This window comes from Streptomyces sp. NPDC038213, from assembly GCF_055600495.1.
In genome coordinates this window covers 55,434-69,466 of the sequence record NZ_JBVJYM010000008.1, presented here as the reverse complement: position 1 = coordinate 69,466, position 14,033 = coordinate 55,434, and the positions used below count along the sequence as shown (strand labels likewise).

General features: G+C 70.5%; 12 protein-coding genes. 3 read left to right on the top strand and 9 right to left on the bottom strand.

Going from position 1 to position 14,033, the window contains the following annotated elements:
- The first annotated feature begins 77 nt into the window (after positions 1-77).
- Positions 78-605 carry a universal stress protein gene (locus ACZ7JZ_RS14735; RefSeq protein ID WP_470938265.1) on the top strand — a complete coding sequence of 176 codons (528 nt, stop codon included), beginning with the start codon at positions 78-80 and terminating at the stop codon, positions 603-605.
- 98 nt (positions 606-703) lie between these two features.
- On the top strand, positions 704-1,273 hold the full coding sequence (locus tag ACZ7JZ_RS14730; RefSeq protein WP_470938262.1) for a GPR1/FUN34/YaaH family transporter: 570 nt from the start codon (positions 704-706) through the stop codon (positions 1,271-1,273).
- Between the two features lie 90 nt (positions 1,274-1,363).
- Here the strand turns inward: ACZ7JZ_RS14730 and glmS are convergent, their stop codons facing one another.
- Positions 1,364-3,181 (bottom strand): glutamine--fructose-6-phosphate transaminase (isomerizing), encoded by a 1,818-nt coding sequence (gene glmS, locus ACZ7JZ_RS14725; protein WP_470938259.1) that lies wholly within the window; start codon positions 3,179-3,181, stop codon positions 1,364-1,366.
- A gap of 60 nt (positions 3,182-3,241) precedes the next feature.
- Positions 3,242-3,517: a hypothetical protein gene (locus ACZ7JZ_RS14720; protein WP_266577204.1), complete on the bottom strand. Its 276-nt coding sequence runs from the start codon at positions 3,515-3,517 to the stop codon at positions 3,242-3,244.
- Positions 3,518-3,760: 243 nt separating this feature from the next.
- Here ACZ7JZ_RS14720 and ACZ7JZ_RS14715 point away from each other — a divergent pair, with 243 nt between their 5' ends.
- A complete protein-coding gene (locus ACZ7JZ_RS14715) occupies positions 3,761-5,356 on the top strand; it encodes a beta-N-acetylhexosaminidase (RefSeq protein ID WP_470938256.1) in 1,596 nt (531 codons plus the stop codon).
- 72 nt (positions 5,357-5,428) lie between these two features.
- Here the strand turns inward: ACZ7JZ_RS14715 and ACZ7JZ_RS14710 are convergent, their stop codons facing one another.
- The 7 genes from ACZ7JZ_RS14710 to ACZ7JZ_RS14680 form a co-directional block, all read right to left on the bottom strand.
- On the bottom strand, positions 5,429-7,222 hold the full coding sequence (locus tag ACZ7JZ_RS14710; RefSeq protein WP_470938253.1) for an IucA/IucC family protein: 1,794 nt from the start codon (positions 7,220-7,222) through the stop codon (positions 5,429-5,431).
- A complete protein-coding gene (locus tag ACZ7JZ_RS14705) occupies positions 7,219-7,818 on the bottom strand; it encodes a GNAT family N-acetyltransferase (protein ID WP_470938251.1) in 600 nt (199 codons plus the stop codon). Before ACZ7JZ_RS14705 ends, ACZ7JZ_RS14710 begins: the two co-directional genes overlap by 4 nt.
- On the bottom strand, positions 7,815-9,134 hold the full coding sequence (locus ACZ7JZ_RS14700; protein WP_470938247.1) for a lysine N(6)-hydroxylase/L-ornithine N(5)-oxygenase family protein: 1,320 nt from the start codon (positions 9,132-9,134) through the stop codon (positions 7,815-7,817). The genes ACZ7JZ_RS14705 and ACZ7JZ_RS14700 overlap by 4 nt, the downstream gene beginning before the upstream one ends.
- Positions 9,118-10,599 carry a pyridoxal phosphate-dependent decarboxylase family protein gene (locus ACZ7JZ_RS14695; RefSeq protein ID WP_470938244.1) on the bottom strand — a complete coding sequence of 494 codons (1,482 nt, stop codon included), beginning with the start codon at positions 10,597-10,599 and terminating at the stop codon, positions 9,118-9,120. The genes ACZ7JZ_RS14700 and ACZ7JZ_RS14695 overlap by 17 nt, the downstream gene beginning before the upstream one ends.
- A 166-nt stretch (positions 10,600-10,765) precedes the next feature.
- Positions 10,766-11,653, bottom strand: a complete 888-nt coding sequence (locus ACZ7JZ_RS14690; RefSeq protein WP_470938240.1) for a siderophore-interacting protein — start codon at positions 11,651-11,653, stop codon at positions 10,766-10,768.
- Between the two features lie 28 nt (positions 11,654-11,681).
- Complete coding sequence (locus ACZ7JZ_RS14685; RefSeq protein WP_470938237.1) at positions 11,682-12,725, bottom strand: ABC transporter substrate-binding protein; 1,044 nt, start codon at positions 12,723-12,725, stop codon at positions 11,682-11,684.
- A 145-nt stretch (positions 12,726-12,870) separates the two neighbouring features.
- The gene (locus ACZ7JZ_RS14680; RefSeq protein WP_470938234.1) at positions 12,871-14,031 is read right to left on the bottom strand and encodes an acyl-CoA dehydrogenase family protein; all 1,161 of its coding nucleotides are present in this window, start codon (positions 14,029-14,031) and stop codon (positions 12,871-12,873) included.
- Positions 14,032-14,033 lie beyond the last annotated feature (2 nt).

Genomic DNA, 14,033 nt, shown 5'->3' with positions numbered 1-14,033 from the left:
GGACACGGCTCGCCCCGGGCCCCGACAGCTCCGTCACCCTCTGTTGCCTCCTCAAGGACCTTTTTCGCCGAGACGTCATGGCCGGTCACGAATTCCCCGAACGCGCGGACCGCAAGCGCAAGCAGGTCGCCGACTCCGCGTCGGACCTCCGAGCGGTCGAAGAGGCACGCCAGCCGTGCGACCCTGCCTTCCGGCACGGAGTCGTCGTCGGCTTCGACGGTTCCACCTCCAGTGAGCGGGCACTCGCCTACGCCATCGGGATGGCCCGCCGCTCCGGTTCCGGTCTGATCATCGTCCATGTCGCGAACCGGCTCCCGACCACCGTGTGGGCCGGCTGCGAGCCGCCCGTGTTCGTCGACGTGCCGGACCACCGCACCGAGGTGCTGGGGCTGGAACTGGCCTGTGCCGACTACCTCGCCGAGGTCCCGTGGATCCTGGTCGAGCGGGGCGGGGACATCTGCCACGAGCTGGAGGAGGTCGGCCGGGAGTACTCCGCCGACGCCATCGTCGTGGGCTCCACCCAGGGCATCGTGGGCCGGATCTTCGGTTCGGTCGCAGGCCGGCTGGCCAAGCGCGCACAGCGACCGGTCGTTGTCATCCCGTGACCGAATGACGGTCTGTTGGCCGGTTGTGGCGGGTTGTGAAGGGTACATAAAACTCGCTGGGTAGCAGCACGACAACTGCAGATCGAAGGGAGCCCGCCGTGGACAACGAAGTCTCCGCGGGAAGCACTGCCTCCACCTCGACCCTGGGCCACATCGCCCTCGGTCTCACCCTTCTCGCCATCGGCATCGGCCAGACCGGCGTCATCGACGGCGTAGGCGCCGCGGACGCACTCGCCCTGGCGACGAACGTGGGCGGCATCGCCCTGTTCATCCTCGGCGTCCTGGAGTTCCGGGGCGGGAACGGCTTCAACGGCACGGCCTTCGCGGGCAGCGGGGCCTTCCTCTTCACCTGGGCGGCAGGCGCTGAAGGAAACGCTTCTGCACACGCCTCCGGACTGTTCCTCCTCCTGTTCGCCCTCCTCGCCCTGACCCTGACGGTCGCGGGCTCCGGCGGGCTCTTCGGACAGGGCGTGTACGGACTGCTCTTCCTCTCCCTGCTGCTCATGGGGATAGGCGGCTTCGCGGAAACCGGCGGCCTGGTGAAGGCCGGCGGCTGGGCGGCGGCCCTCGCGGGTCTGATGGCCTGGTACGGCGCGACGGCGGCGCTGGCCCACTGGCCGATGGCGCTCCGCAGGGGCTCGGGCCGCGGGGCGGTCGCGGCGGGCTGAGGCCGGCCGGCCCCGGGCGGGTCGGGCGGGTTACGCGAGAACGGCCCCCGTGCGCGGTGCACGGGGGCCGTTCTCCTGCCGCGGGGGCGACTACTCGACGGTGACCGACTTGGCCAGGTTGCGCGGCTTGTCGATGTCGCGGCCCAGGTGGAGGGCGGTGTGGTACGCCAGCAGCTGGAGCGGGATGCCCATCAGGATCGGGTCCAGCTCGTCCTCGTTCTTCGGGACGAGGATGGTGTGGTCGGCCTTCTCCTGCGGGGCGTGGGCGACCGCGAGGATGCGGCCGCTGCGGGCCTTGATCTCCTCCAGCGCGGCGCGGTTCTTCTCCAGCAGGGAGTCGCTCGGGACGATCGCGACGGTCGGCATGGCGGGCTCGATCAGGGCCAGCGGGCCGTGCTTGAGCTCGGAGGCCGGGTAGGCCTCGGCGTGGATGTAGGAGATCTCCTTGAGCTTGAGGGAGGCCTCCAGCGCGACCGGGTAGCCGCGGACGCGGCCGATGAACATCATCGACTTGGCCTCGGCGTACTCGGCGGCCAGCTTCTTGATGTCCTCCTCGCCCTCCAGGATCTCCTGGATCTGGGCGGGCAGCTTGCGCAGGCCCTCGATGATCCGCTTGCCGTCGGCGACGGACAGGTCGCGGATGCGGCCCAGGTGCAGGGCGAGCAGGGCGAAGGCGACGACCGTGTTGGTGAAGCACTTCGTGGAGACCACGCAGACCTCGGGGCCGGCGTGCACGTACACGCCGCCGTCGGCCTCGCGGGCGATGGCCGAGCCGACCACGTTGACCACGCCGAGGACGCGGGCGCCCTTGCGCTTGAGCTCCTGGACGGCCGCCAGCACGTCGTAGGTCTCACCGGACTGGGAGACGGCGATGTACAGGGTGTCGGGGTCCACGACCGGGTTGCGGTAGCGGAACTCGGAGGCCGGCTCGGAGTCGGCGGGGATCCGGGCCAGGCCCTCGATGAGGGAGGCGCCGATCATGCCCGCGTGGTACGAGGTGCCGCAGCCGAGGATCTTCACGCGGCGGATGCCGCGGGCCTCGCGGGCGTCGAGGTTCAGGCCGCCGAGGTGCACGGTGGAGAACTTCTCGTCGATCCGGCCGCGCAGCACGCGGTCGACCGCGGCGGGCTGCTCGGAGATCTCCTTGTGCATGTACGTGTCGTGGCCGCCCATGTCGTAGGAGGCGGCCTCCCACTCCACGGTCTCGGGGGTGGCGGTGGTGCGGGTGCCCGAGGTCGTGTACGTGCGGAAGTCGTCGGCCTTCAGGGTGGCCATCTCGCCGTCCTCGAGGGTGACGACCTGGCGGGTGTGGGCGATCAGCGCGGCCACGTCGGAGGCGACCAGCATCTCCTTCTCGCCGATGCCGAGGATCACCGGGGAGCCGTTGCGGGCCACGACGATGCGGTCGGCGAAGTCGGCGTGCATGACGGCGATGCCGTACGTGCCCTCGATCTGCTTGACGGCCTCGCGGACCCGGTCCTCCAGGGTCTCGGCCTGGGAGCGGGCGACGAGGTGGGTGATGACCTCGGTGTCGGTCTCGGAGGCGAAGACGACCCCTTCGGCCTCGAGCTTCACGCGCAGCTCGGCGGCGTTGTCGACGATGCCGTTGTGGACGACCGCGACCTTGTTCTCGGGGTCCAGGTGCGGGTGGGAGTTCACATCGCTGGGGGCGCCGTGGGTGGCCCAGCGGGTGTGGGCGATACCGGTGGTGCCGGCGAAGCGCTTGGGGACGCGGGACTCCAGCTCGCGGACGCGGCCCTTGGCCTTGACCACCTTGAGGGCCGGCGCCTTGGGGCTGTTGACCACGATGCCGGCGGAGTCGTAGCCGCGGTACTCGAGCCGCTGCAGGCCTTCGAGCAGCAGCGGTGCAACGTCACGCTTGCCGATGTAGCCGACGATTCCGCACATGGGTCTTGCCCCTCCTGAGGTTCGGGTGAGTGCTCCTGCGGCCGGGGGGCCGCGCTCCGGTCAGCCGTAGACGATCCGGCGCAGCTGCCGGAGCGAGAGCTCCGGCGGGGCCACGGCGCGGTGCGGCAGCTCGGCCGCGATCCGCTCGAAGATCTCCGCGTTCACGGCTCCGCCGGACTGCAGTTCGCGGTGGCGGCGGCGGACGAACTCCTCGGTCGTCTCGTCGAAGTACGCCAGCACGTCGAGTACCACCCGGGCGGCCTCCCCGCGCTGGAGCGCGGTGCTGCGCACCAGGTGGTCGACGAGGTCCTCATGGGACGGGCGGCGATCGAGCACCCGTAGATACTGAAGGGTCACCCCCGATGGATGCAAGAATCCTGCCCGATTTCGGGCAGGATTCCAATGGTACGGACCAGTGGAGTCCTGTATTCCGATCGGAATCGGGGCGAATCGCACAGCGTTGACGAGGGGTGGCACCCGGCCCGGGGCTCCCTCGTCCGGATGATTTCAGCGGGAAACCGGCCCGGGCCGGGGCGGGCGTATCGCGCCGCGCCCCCGGTTGGCCTATACCTATGGGTCATGAGACTCCGGCGCACTCTCGCCACCCTGCTCGCCAGCGCGGTCTGCGGAGCACTTCTCTCCTCCTGTACGGAGGCCCGCAGCGCGGACTCGCCCCTCGTCCGGCTCTCCGCCTTCGAGCGGATCGTCCCGGCCCCCGCGGACTACGCCCCCGGCGGCCCCGGCTACACCCTCACCGCCCGCACCCCCATCCGCACCACCGCCGGCTCCGCCGCCGCCCGCGCCGTCGGGGAGCAGCTCGCCGCCGCCTGGCGGCCGGCCACCGGACTGCCCCTGGCCGTCAGCGGGACCGACGCCGGGCACGGCACCGACGGGATCCGGCTGCGCCTCGACGGGGACGCGGGCGCCTTCGGGGAGGAGGGGTACCGGCTCCAGACCGATGAATCGGGGGCGGTGCTCACCGCGTACCGGCCCGCCGGGCTGTTCCGCGGGATCCAGACCCTCCGCCAGCTGCTGCCGGTCAGGGCGCCGCAGGGCGGGCCCTGGACCCTGGCGGGCGGCACGGTCACCGACACCCCGCGGTTCGCCTACCGCGGGGCGATGATCGACGTCGCCCGCCACTTCTTCACCGTCGAGGAGGTCAAGCGCTACCTCGACCAGCTCGCCCTGTACAAGATCAACACCCTGCACCTGCACCTCACCGACGACCAGGGCTGGCGGATCGCCGTGGACTCCTGGCCGCGGCTGGCGACCTACGGCGGCGGCAGCGAGGTCGGCGGCGGACCCGGCGGGTACTGGACCAAGGCCCAGTACAGGGAGCTGGTCCGCTACGCCGGGGAGCGCTACATCACCGTGGTCCCCGAGGTCGACGTACCCGGGCACACCAACGCCGCCCTGGCCTCCTACGCCGAGCTGAACTGCAACGGGGTCGCCCCGCCGCGCTACACCGGGATCAAGGTCGGCTTCAGCTCGCTGTGCGTGCCCGAGGAGCGCACGTACGAGTTCGTGGACGACGTGGTGCGCGAACTGGCCGCCATGACCCCCGGGTCCCTGCTGCACATCGGCGGGGACGAGGCCCACTCCACCCCGCACGCCGACTACGCGAAGTTCATGGACCGGGCCCAGGCGACGGTCGCCGCGCACGGCAAGAAGGTGATGGCCTGGCACCAGCTGACCGGGGCGAAGCCGGCCCCGGGCGCGGTGGTGCAGTACTGGGGGTACGACCGGACGGGGGCCGTGGAGAGGGAGAAGGTGGCCGCGGCGGTCCGGGGCGGCACGAAGGTGGTGCTGTCCCCCGCGGACCGGATCTACCTGGACATGAAGTACGACGGCCAGACCCCGGTGGGCCTGAACTGGGCCGGGTACGTGTCGGTGCAGCGGGCCTACGACTGGGATCCGGGCCGCTACCTGCAGGGCGTGCCCGAGAGCGCGGTGCTGGGCGTCGAGGCCCCGCTGTGGACGGAGACCGTCGGCAACCGCGCGGACCTGGAGTACATGGCCTTCCCGCGGGTGATCGGCGCGGCCGAGCTGGGCTGGTCGCAGGCGGCCGACCTGGACTGGAGCGCGTACCGGCTGCGGCTGGCGGCCCAGGGGCCGCGGCTGGCGGCGCTCGGCGTCAACTTCCACAAGGCGCCCGGGGTGCCCTGGGAGCAGTAGCGGGGAGCAGGGGGAGGGGGAGGGCGGGCGCGATCCCGAGGGCCGTTTCGAGGAGGCGCGCCCGCCCCGGTCTCATCGCCGCGCGAAGGGCGCGAGCGGGTTCTGCAGGGTGCCGACCAGCTGGAGGGCGGCGGCCGGGTCGGACAGGTCGACCATCTGCTTGTTGTTGCGCAGCTGGAGCCGGTTGAGGCAGGACAGCTGGAACTCGTCGGCGAACAGGTCGTAGCGGGCGAAGCGCTCCGCGAGCTGCGGCATCGAGTCCTGGTAGTCGTGCCCGCAGTCGGCCACGGCCTTCCAGAACACGTCCTCCCCGCAGACGCCCTCGGAGACGAGGATCGAGCCGAGGAAGCGGAAGAAGCAGTCGAAGACGTCGGTGAAGACCGACAGCAGCTTCATGTCCTCCGGGATGTCCGCCCGCACCCGCTCGACCGCGGGCGGCAGCACCGCGTCGGGGTCCATGACCACGATCTCCTCGGCGATGTCCTTGAAGATCGCCCGCTTCACCACGCCGCCCTCGATGACGAGGATGGTGTTCTCGCCGTGCGGCATGTACGCCAGGTCGTACTGGTAGAAGCAGTGCAGCAGCGGGGTCAGGTAGGCGCGCAGGTAGGAGCGCAGCCACTCCTGCGGGCTGAGCCCGGACTCCGCGATCAGGGCGCCGGCGAAGGAGCGGCCCTCCTCGTCCACGTGCAGCAGGGCGGCCATGGTGGCCAGCCGCTCGTCCCCGGTGAGGGAGGGGACGGGGGATTCGCGCCACAGGGCGGCGAGCATCTTGCGGTACGGGGAGTAGCGGTCGGTCGCGGCCTCGAACTGCAGGCTGCGGTAGCCGATCGCGGCCCGTTCGCGGATGATCGAGAAGTCCACGGACTGCAGGACCTCGTCGCCCTCGATCAGCTGGTGCAGCCAGTCGTTGATGGCCGGGGTGGCCTCCATGTAGGCGGCCGACAGGCCCCGCATGAAGCCCATGTTGATCACGGAGATCGCGGTCTTGACGTAGTGCTTCTCCGGGGCGCTCGTGTTGAAGAACGTCCGGATCGACTGCTGGGCCAGGTACGCGTCCGAGCCCTCGCCGAGCAGCACCAGGCGGCGGTTGGCGATCTCCGCGGCGAAGGTGACCGTGGTCTTGTTCCACCACTGCCAGGGGTGCACGGGCAGCAGGTGGTAGTCCGCGATGTCCAGGCCCTGGGCGGCCAGCTGCGCGGCGAAGCCGTCCACGGCCGCGTCGCCGAGCTCGGCGCGCACGAAGGTCTCGTACTCCAGGCCCGCGCCCGCGCTGAAGCGGGAGACGTCCTTGTGGGCGGCGACCCAGACCAGCCGGACGGGGGCGGCGGCCTCGGGGGCGTAGGCGTGGTACTCGTGCAGGCCGAAGCCCAGGCGGCCGTTGCTGGCCACGAAGCAGGGGTGGCCCTCGGTCATGCCTGTCTCGACGTCCTGGAAGGAGCCCTTGGCCAGCACGTCGGCGGGGGTCTGCGCCTTCGTGTACTTGAAGGCGTACCCGGACAGGGTGGAGGACAGCTCCTCCAGGTAGACCGGCAGCACCTCGGCGCTCAGGCCCAGGGAGCCGCTCAGCTCGGTGTGGAAGTCGATGGCGTCCAGGGGGAGTTCGGCGCCGTCGCGGTGGCGGGTGATGGACGCGCCGTCCACGGCCCAGTGGTCCAGGGCGTGGCGGGCGGCGGTGAAGCGGTACTCCACGGCGCCGTCGTCGCTGCGCACGCTGTAGCGGTCCCCGCCCAGCTCGGCGGGGGTCAGCAGCCGCTCGTGCGAGAACTCGGCCAGGGCCTTGCGCACGATGTGGCGGTTGGCGCGGGCCCACAGCTCCGGGGTGAGGTGGGCGGCGGCGCCGGCGAGGTCCGGGGCGGTGCTCATATGGACGCTCCCAGGGCGTTGCGGGTGTCGATGCCGGTGGCGGCCTCGAACTGCTCCCGGGTGCAGAAGCTCAGCAGGGCGGGCTTCTCCGGCTTCTGGATCTCCCGCTCGGGGACGAAGCCGACGGCCTCGTTGAGGGCGTGGACGGCCTTGTTGGAGACGTCCGGCTCGACGACCACGCGGCGGGCGGCGGGGTCGGCGAACAGGGCGGCCACGACCGTGGTGATCACGGCGCGCGTGAACCCGTGCAGCGGGGTGTCCGAGGGGGCGACGAGGAAGTGCATGCCGACGTCGCCGGGCTCGGGGTCGTACAGGCCGACCAGCTCCAGCTGCGTGGGGTCGTAGCTCTCCATCAGGAAGGCCGGGCGGCCCTCGTGCAGCCCGATGAAGGCCTGGTGGTACGGGTGCTCGGTGATGCGCACGTACTCGGCGCGGACGTCATCCAGGGAGGCGTTCTGCATCATCCAGAACGCGGCCTTGGGGTGGGTGACCCAGCCGTGCAGGAGTTCGGCGTCGGCCAGGGGGTCGAGCGGACGGACGGCGAACTCGCCGAGGACCGCGTCGGTCCGCGAGTGGAGGAGGTGGGTGGTGCTCATACGAGGCTGCCTTCCGGGGCGGCGAACTGCTGGAACGCGATGGACTTCTCGACCTTGTAGTACTCGCGGCCGAGGAGCTCCCCGATGATGTACGCGTTGCGGTACGCGGCCATGCCCAGGTCCGGCGAGGTAAGGGAGTGGTTGTGGGTGGTGCCGTTCTGCAGGTACACCCCGTGGCCGGTGGTGTCGACGCTGTAGTTGCGCGCGGCGTCCAGGCGGCCGCGCCCGTCGAAGTTCAGGCGGTCCGCGATGGGGGCCAGGAACGCGGGGGTCGTGTATGTGTAGCCGGTGGCCAGGACCAGGCCCTCGGTGGCGAGGGTGAAGTCCCGCTCCTGCTCCTCCTGGCGCAGCCCCAGCGTGTACGTGCCCGTGGTGGTGTCGTACGCGGCGCTGTTGAAGGAGGTGTTGGTCACCAGGGTGGTCGGGACGGCGCCCGGCATCGTGACCTTCTTCTGGTACAGGAGGTCGAAGATCGCGTTGATCAGGTCCCCGTCGATGCCCTTGAAGAGGTTCTTCTGCTGGGACTCCAGGCGGTAGCGGGTGTCCTCGGGGAGGGCGTGGAAGTAGTCCACGTACTCCGGGGAGGTCATCTCCAGGGTCAGCTTGGTGTACTCCAGCGGGAAGAACCGCGGGGATCGGGTGACCCAGTTGAGCTGGTAGCCGTACGTGTCGATCTCCGCGAGGAGGTCGTAGTAGATCTCCGCGGCGCTCTGGCCGGAGCCGATCAGGGTGATGGACTTCTTCTTCTGGAGCCCGGCCTTGTTCTGCACGTAGGCGGAGTTGTGGATGAAGTCGCCGCCGAGGCCCTCGCAGGCCGCGGGGACGTGCGGCGGGGTGCCGGTGCCCAGTACCAGGCGGCGGGCGCGGTGGGTGTCGCCGCGGTCGGTGCGGACCTCGTACAGGCCGGCCTGCTCGTCGTACGCGACCTCCGTGACCGAGGTGGACCACAGGACGCTGTCCAGGCGGTCGGCGGCCCAGCGGCAGTAGTCGTTGTACTCGGTGCGCAGCGGGTAGAAGTTCTCGCGGATGTAGAACGAGTACAGCCGGTCCTGGTCCTTCAGGTAGTTCAGGAAGGAGAAGGGCGAGGTCGGGTCGGCGAGGGTCACCAGGTCCGACATGAACGGCGTCTGGAGGTGCGCGCCGTCCAGGAACATGCCCGCGTGCCACTCGAAGTGCGGCTTCGACTCGATGAAGAGCCCGTCGAGCTCGTCGATCGGCGCGGTCAGACAGGCCAGGCCCAGGTTGAACGGGCCGAGGCCGATGGCGATGAAGTCGTGCGGCTGACCGGTCGGGCGGGACTCACGAGGCGTGGACAAGGGACTCTCCCAGGTACTGCTCGGCGTGTTCGGCGAGGAGGTCGAGGACGGCCGTGATGTCGGCCGTCGTGGTCTGCGGGTTGAGGAGGGTGAACTTGAGGTAGTGGGCGCCGTCCACGGTGGTGCCGGCGGCCACGGCCTCTCCGGAGGCGAACAGGGCCTTGCGGGCGTACAGGTTGGCCCGGTCGATCCGGTCGGGGCTGGTGGCGCCCTGCGGTACGTAGCGGAACACGAGGGTGGACAGCTGCGGTTCGACGACCACCTCGAAGCGGGGGTCGGCCGCGATGATCGCGTGGCCGGCCGCGGCCAGGTCGCAGACCTCGTCGAAGAGCGAGCCCACGCCGTCGGCGCCCATGACGCGCAGGGTCATCCAGAGCTTGAGGGCGTCGAAGCGGCGCGTGGTCTGGATCGACTTGTCGACCTGGTTGGGGATGCGCTCCTCGGCCGTGCGGCGCGGGTTGAGGTAGTCCGCGTGGTACGTGGCGTGCTTGAGGGTGTCGCGGTCGCGGACCAGCACGGCGCTCGAACTGACCGGCTGGAAGAAGGACTTGTGGAAGTCCACGGTCACCGAGTCGGCGTTCTCGATGCCGTCGAGCAGGTGCCGGCGGGTGGGGGAGGCGAGCAGTCCGCAGCCGTACGCGGCGTCCACGTGCATCCAGGCGGAGTACTGCGCGGCCAGTCGGGCGATCTCGGGGAGCGGGTCGATGGACCCGAAGTCGGTGGTGCCGGCGGTGGCGACGACGGCCATCGGGAAGAGGCCCTCGCGCTCGCACTCCTCCAGGGCCCGGGCCAGGGCCAGGGTCTGCATCCGCTTGTTCTGGTCCACCGGGACGGTCACGACGGACTCGTAGCCCATGCCCAGCATGGCGGCCGACTTCTTGACGCTGAAGTGGCTGACCTCGGAGGTGAAGATGCGCAGCTTGGGGAGGATCTCCGCCTTGGTGAGGGCGGTCTCGCTGTTCTTCAGGACCAGGCGGCAGGCCTCGTCGCGGGCCAGGAACAGCGCGTGGAAGTTGGACTGGCTCCCGCCGGAGGTGAACACCCCGTCTGCGCCCTGGCCGAAGCCGATCCGGCCGGTGGTCCAGTCGACCAGGCGGCGCTCGATGAGCGTGCCGCCGATGGACTGGTCCCAGGTGTCCAGCGAGGAGTTGACGGCGGAGAGGACGGCCTCGCCGAGCACCGCCGGTATGACGACCGGGCAGTTGAGGTGGCCCAGGTAGCGCGGGGTGTGGAAGTAGACCGCGTCCCGGAGGTAGACCTCCTCCAGCTCGTCCAGGGCGGCGGCCGGGTCCCCGAGGGGGGCGTCGAGGTCGATGTCCGCGATGACCGGGGCGAGTTCGTCCACCGAGATGCCGGTGTGGGGCTTCGTGGTGGCGGCGAGTTTCGCGGCGACGCGTTCCACGCCCTCGATGACGGAACGCCGGTACGTCTCCGCGGTCGTGTCATTGAGCAGATGCGAACGCATCAGAAGGTCCTCCGGGCAGGGAAGAGGCTGGCGGGGTGAGGCTTAGGTTAGCCTAACCTAATGATCTGTCCAAAAAAAGATGGACCCCGGTAGTGGTACCGGGATCCATCTTTGCCATACGACCCGTCACATCCCATGTGGGAGGCTTGAGTTCACCGCGAGCGGCCTACAGTGCGGACTCCGGGTCCTCGCTCGGAGCCTGGCCGGAATACGCCTCTGCGAGGAGCTGCTCCTCGCTGGCGCCGAGCCGCCAGTAGCCCGTGAACCGCACGGCGCGGCGGTCGAACCGGCGCTCCTGCACCAGCTGCCTGCGCACCGCGCGCACGGTGCCCGCCTCGCCCGCCAGCCACGCGTACGCGGCCCCTTCGGGGAGTTCGGGGAAGCCCTCGGCCCGCAGGGCCGCCACGGCCTGGTCGGCCCGGGAGCCCCCGTCGTGCACCAGCCAGGTGACCTCGGCGCCCGGCGGGACCTCCACCGCGGCCCGGTCCTCCTCGTGCGGGACCTGGAACCAGGCCCGCACGGAACGGCCTTCGGGCAGCCGGTCCAGGATCGCGGCGGCCGCCGGCAGGGCGGTCTCGTCGGCGTACAGGACCAGCGTCCGCGTGTCCGCGGGGGGCTGGAAGCGCACGGACTTGTTCTCCGCCACCGCCGGGCCGATCGCCATGATCCGGCTGCCGGCGGCGGCCCGGCCCGCCCAGTGGGAGGCCGGGGAGGAGTCCCCGTGCAGGACGAAGTCGATGTCGACCTCGACCCCGCCCGCATCCGTGCTGCGCTGCTCGCGCACGGTGTACGAGCGCATCACCGGGCGCTCCTCGTCGGGCACCGCCCGCCAGGCGCCGAACCAGGTGTCCTCGTCCGTGGACGGGAGCACCGTGTGCTCCTGGTGGGGCAGCGGGAGGAAGAGCGACAGGCTCTGGTCGTAGCCGCCGGAGCGGAACTCCCGGAGGGATTCCCCGCCGAAGGTGACGCGCAGGAAGGAGCGGCCCACTGTGCGGGTGCGCAGCACGTCCAGGGTGAAGAAGCGGAAGTGGGCGGCTTCGGAACTCGCGGTCATGCGGACGATCCCCCTCGGGAGCGGCGGGTCAGGAGACCTTCTTGGCGTTCTCGACGGCCTTCGCCAGGTCCTCGAGGATGGGCGCGCACTTGTCGTACGAGAAGATCGGCTCGGTCACGCGGGGGATGACCTGTCCGGCCTTGACGGCGGGCAGCTGGGCCCAGGTCGGCTTCGCGGCCAGGTCCTTGGGCTGCGCGGTGCCGGTGCGGTTGTCCAGCATGATGATGTCGGCCTTGTACGTGCCGGCGTTCTCCCAGGACAGCTCCTCGAAGAAGCCCTCCTTGTTGGGCTTGGGCTCCACGAAGGTGAGGCCCAGCTCCTGGAAGTAGCGGGTGTCCGCGGAGGTCTTGGCCACCGAGACGTAGAACAGGTCGGCGCTGCCGGAGCCGATGAGGACCTTCAGGCCGGGCTTGGCCTTGGCGGCCTTGCGCAGGCGCTCGGCGGCGGCCTCGAAGCGGGCCTTGGCGTCGGTGACGGCCTTCGCGTTCAGGTCGGCGCCCAGGGACTTGGCGAGCTCGGCGTGGCGGGCGATGGCGTTCGGGATGGTGGTGTCGCCGCCGGCCCACAGGGCGACGCTCGGGGCGCCGACCTTCATGATCTTGTCCTTGGACTCGGCCGGGACGTACCACAGGTCGTCCTTGACCCACATGTTGGTGACGAGGAGCTCGGGGCGCAGGGCCGCGTACTTCTCGACGTTGAACTCGCCCCACACGTTGCCGAGGATCTCGACCTTGGAGATGTCCATCGAGCCGGCCTGCACGTCGGGCTTGCCGTCCGCGAGCTTGGTCGGGCCGAAGACGCCCTTGACCTGCACGCCGAAGTCGTGGAGCGCGGCGGCGGTGCCGACGAAGGCCACGATGTTCTTCGGGGCGGCCTTGGCCTTGGCCTCCTGGCCGCGGTCGTCCTTGAAGCTCCAGGGGCCCTTGGCGGCGGCCGGCGCGGAGGCCTTGGCGCCGCCGTCCTTCTTCGCGTCGCCGTCACCGCAGGCAGCCAGCACGGCGCCGAGGCCGAGTGCACCGCCCGCGGCGAGCAGACCGCGACGGGAGAGGGTGGTGGTGCGGGCAGTGGCCATGGAGGTGTCTGCTTTCGGGTGCGCGCGGTGTCGGCCGCAAGGATCAAGATTTCGTGGGAAAGGTTAGCCTAACCTCACGGCTTGTCCAGTACGGGGTGGCCGAAACCACACGCACCCGGTCCAGCACTGCTCGAAGGGCCTGCGGTCAGCCCCCGAAGCCCAGCTCACGGGCGATCAGCATCCGCTGCACCTCGCTGGTCCCCTCGCCGATCTCCAGGATCTTCGAGTCCCGCCACATGCGGGCCACGGGGTACTCGTTCATGAACCCGTACCCGCCGTGGATCTGGGTGGCCTCGCGGGCGTTGTCCACCGCGACCGTGGAGGAGTACAGCTTCGCCAGCGCGGCCTCCTTCTTGAACGGCTCGCCGTGCACCAGCCGGGAGGCGGCGTCGCGCCAGCCGAGCCGCGCCATGTGCGCGCGCAGCTCCATGTCGGCCAGCTTGAACTGGATCGCCTGGTTGTCCCCGATCGGGCGGCCGAAGGCCTGCCGCTCCTTCGCGTACTTCACCGACTCGTCCACGCAGCCCTGCGCCAGTCCGGTGGCCAGGGCGGAGATCGCGATCCGGCCCTCGTCGAGGATCCGCAGGAACTGCGCGTACCCGCGGCCCTCCTGGCCGACCAGGTTCGCCAGCGGGACGCGGACCTCGTCGAAGGCCAGCTCGCGGGTGTCCGAGGCGTTCCAGCCGACCTTGGAGTACGGGGCCGCGACCGTGAAGCCGGGGGTCCCGGACGGCACGATGATCGAGGAGATCTCCGGGCGCCCGTCGGCCTTGCGGCCGGTCACGGCGGTGACGGTGACCAGCCCGGTGATGTCCGTACCGGAGTTGGTGATGAAGCACTTCGAGCCGTTGATCACCCACTCGTCCCCGTCCTTGACGGCGGTGGTGCGGGTGCCGCCCGCGTCCGAGCCGGCGCCCGGCTCGGTGAGGCCGAAGGCGCCCAGCACCTCGCCCGAGCAGAGCTTCGGCAGCCACTGCCGCTTCTGCTCCTCGGTGCCGAACAGGTGGAGGGGCATCGCGCCGAGCGAGACACCCGCCTCCAGGGTGATGGCGACGGAGGAGTCGACGCGGGCCAGCTCCTCCAGGGCGATGCCGAGGGCCATGTAGTCCCCGCCCATGCCGCCGTACTCCTCCGGGAAGGGGAGCCCGAACAGGCCCATGCGGCCCATCTCGGCGACGATCTCGTACGGGAACTCGTGCCGCTCGTAGTAGTCGCCGATCTTCGGCGCGACCACGTCGTGCGCGAAGGCCTCGACGGTGCGGCGGAGTTCCTCGTGCTCGGGGGAGAGCCGGTGGTCGAGGGTCATGT

What these genes read in the sequence shown, in the direction of transcription:
- ACZ7JZ_RS14735 (WP_470938265.1), top strand. Translation starts at nt 78, where the DNA reads ATGGCCGGTCACGAATTCCCCGAACGCGCGGACCGCAAGCGCAAGCAG.
- glmS (WP_470938259.1), bottom strand. Translation starts at nt 3,181, where the DNA reads ATGTGCGGAATCGTCGGCTACATCGGCAAGCGTGACGTTGCACCGCTG.
- ACZ7JZ_RS14715 (WP_470938256.1), top strand. Translation starts at nt 3,761, where the DNA reads ATGAGACTCCGGCGCACTCTCGCCACCCTGCTCGCCAGCGCGGTCTGC.
- ACZ7JZ_RS14710 (WP_470938253.1), bottom strand. Translation starts at nt 7,222, where the DNA reads ATGAGCACCGCCCCGGACCTCGCCGGCGCCGCCGCCCACCTCACCCCG.
- ACZ7JZ_RS14705 (WP_470938251.1), bottom strand. Translation starts at nt 7,818, where the DNA reads ATGAGCACCACCCACCTCCTCCACTCGCGGACCGACGCGGTCCTCGGC.
- ACZ7JZ_RS14695 (WP_470938244.1), bottom strand. Translation starts at nt 10,599, where the DNA reads ATGCGTTCGCATCTGCTCAATGACACGACCGCGGAGACGTACCGGCGT.
- ACZ7JZ_RS14690 (WP_470938240.1), bottom strand. Translation starts at nt 11,653, where the DNA reads ATGACCGCGAGTTCCGAAGCCGCCCACTTCCGCTTCTTCACCCTGGAC.
- ACZ7JZ_RS14685 (WP_470938237.1), bottom strand. Translation starts at nt 12,725, where the DNA reads ATGGCCACTGCCCGCACCACCACCCTCTCCCGTCGCGGTCTGCTCGCC.
- ACZ7JZ_RS14680 (WP_470938234.1), bottom strand. Translation starts at nt 14,031, where the DNA reads ATGACCCTCGACCACCGGCTCTCCCCCGAGCACGAGGAACTCCGCCGC.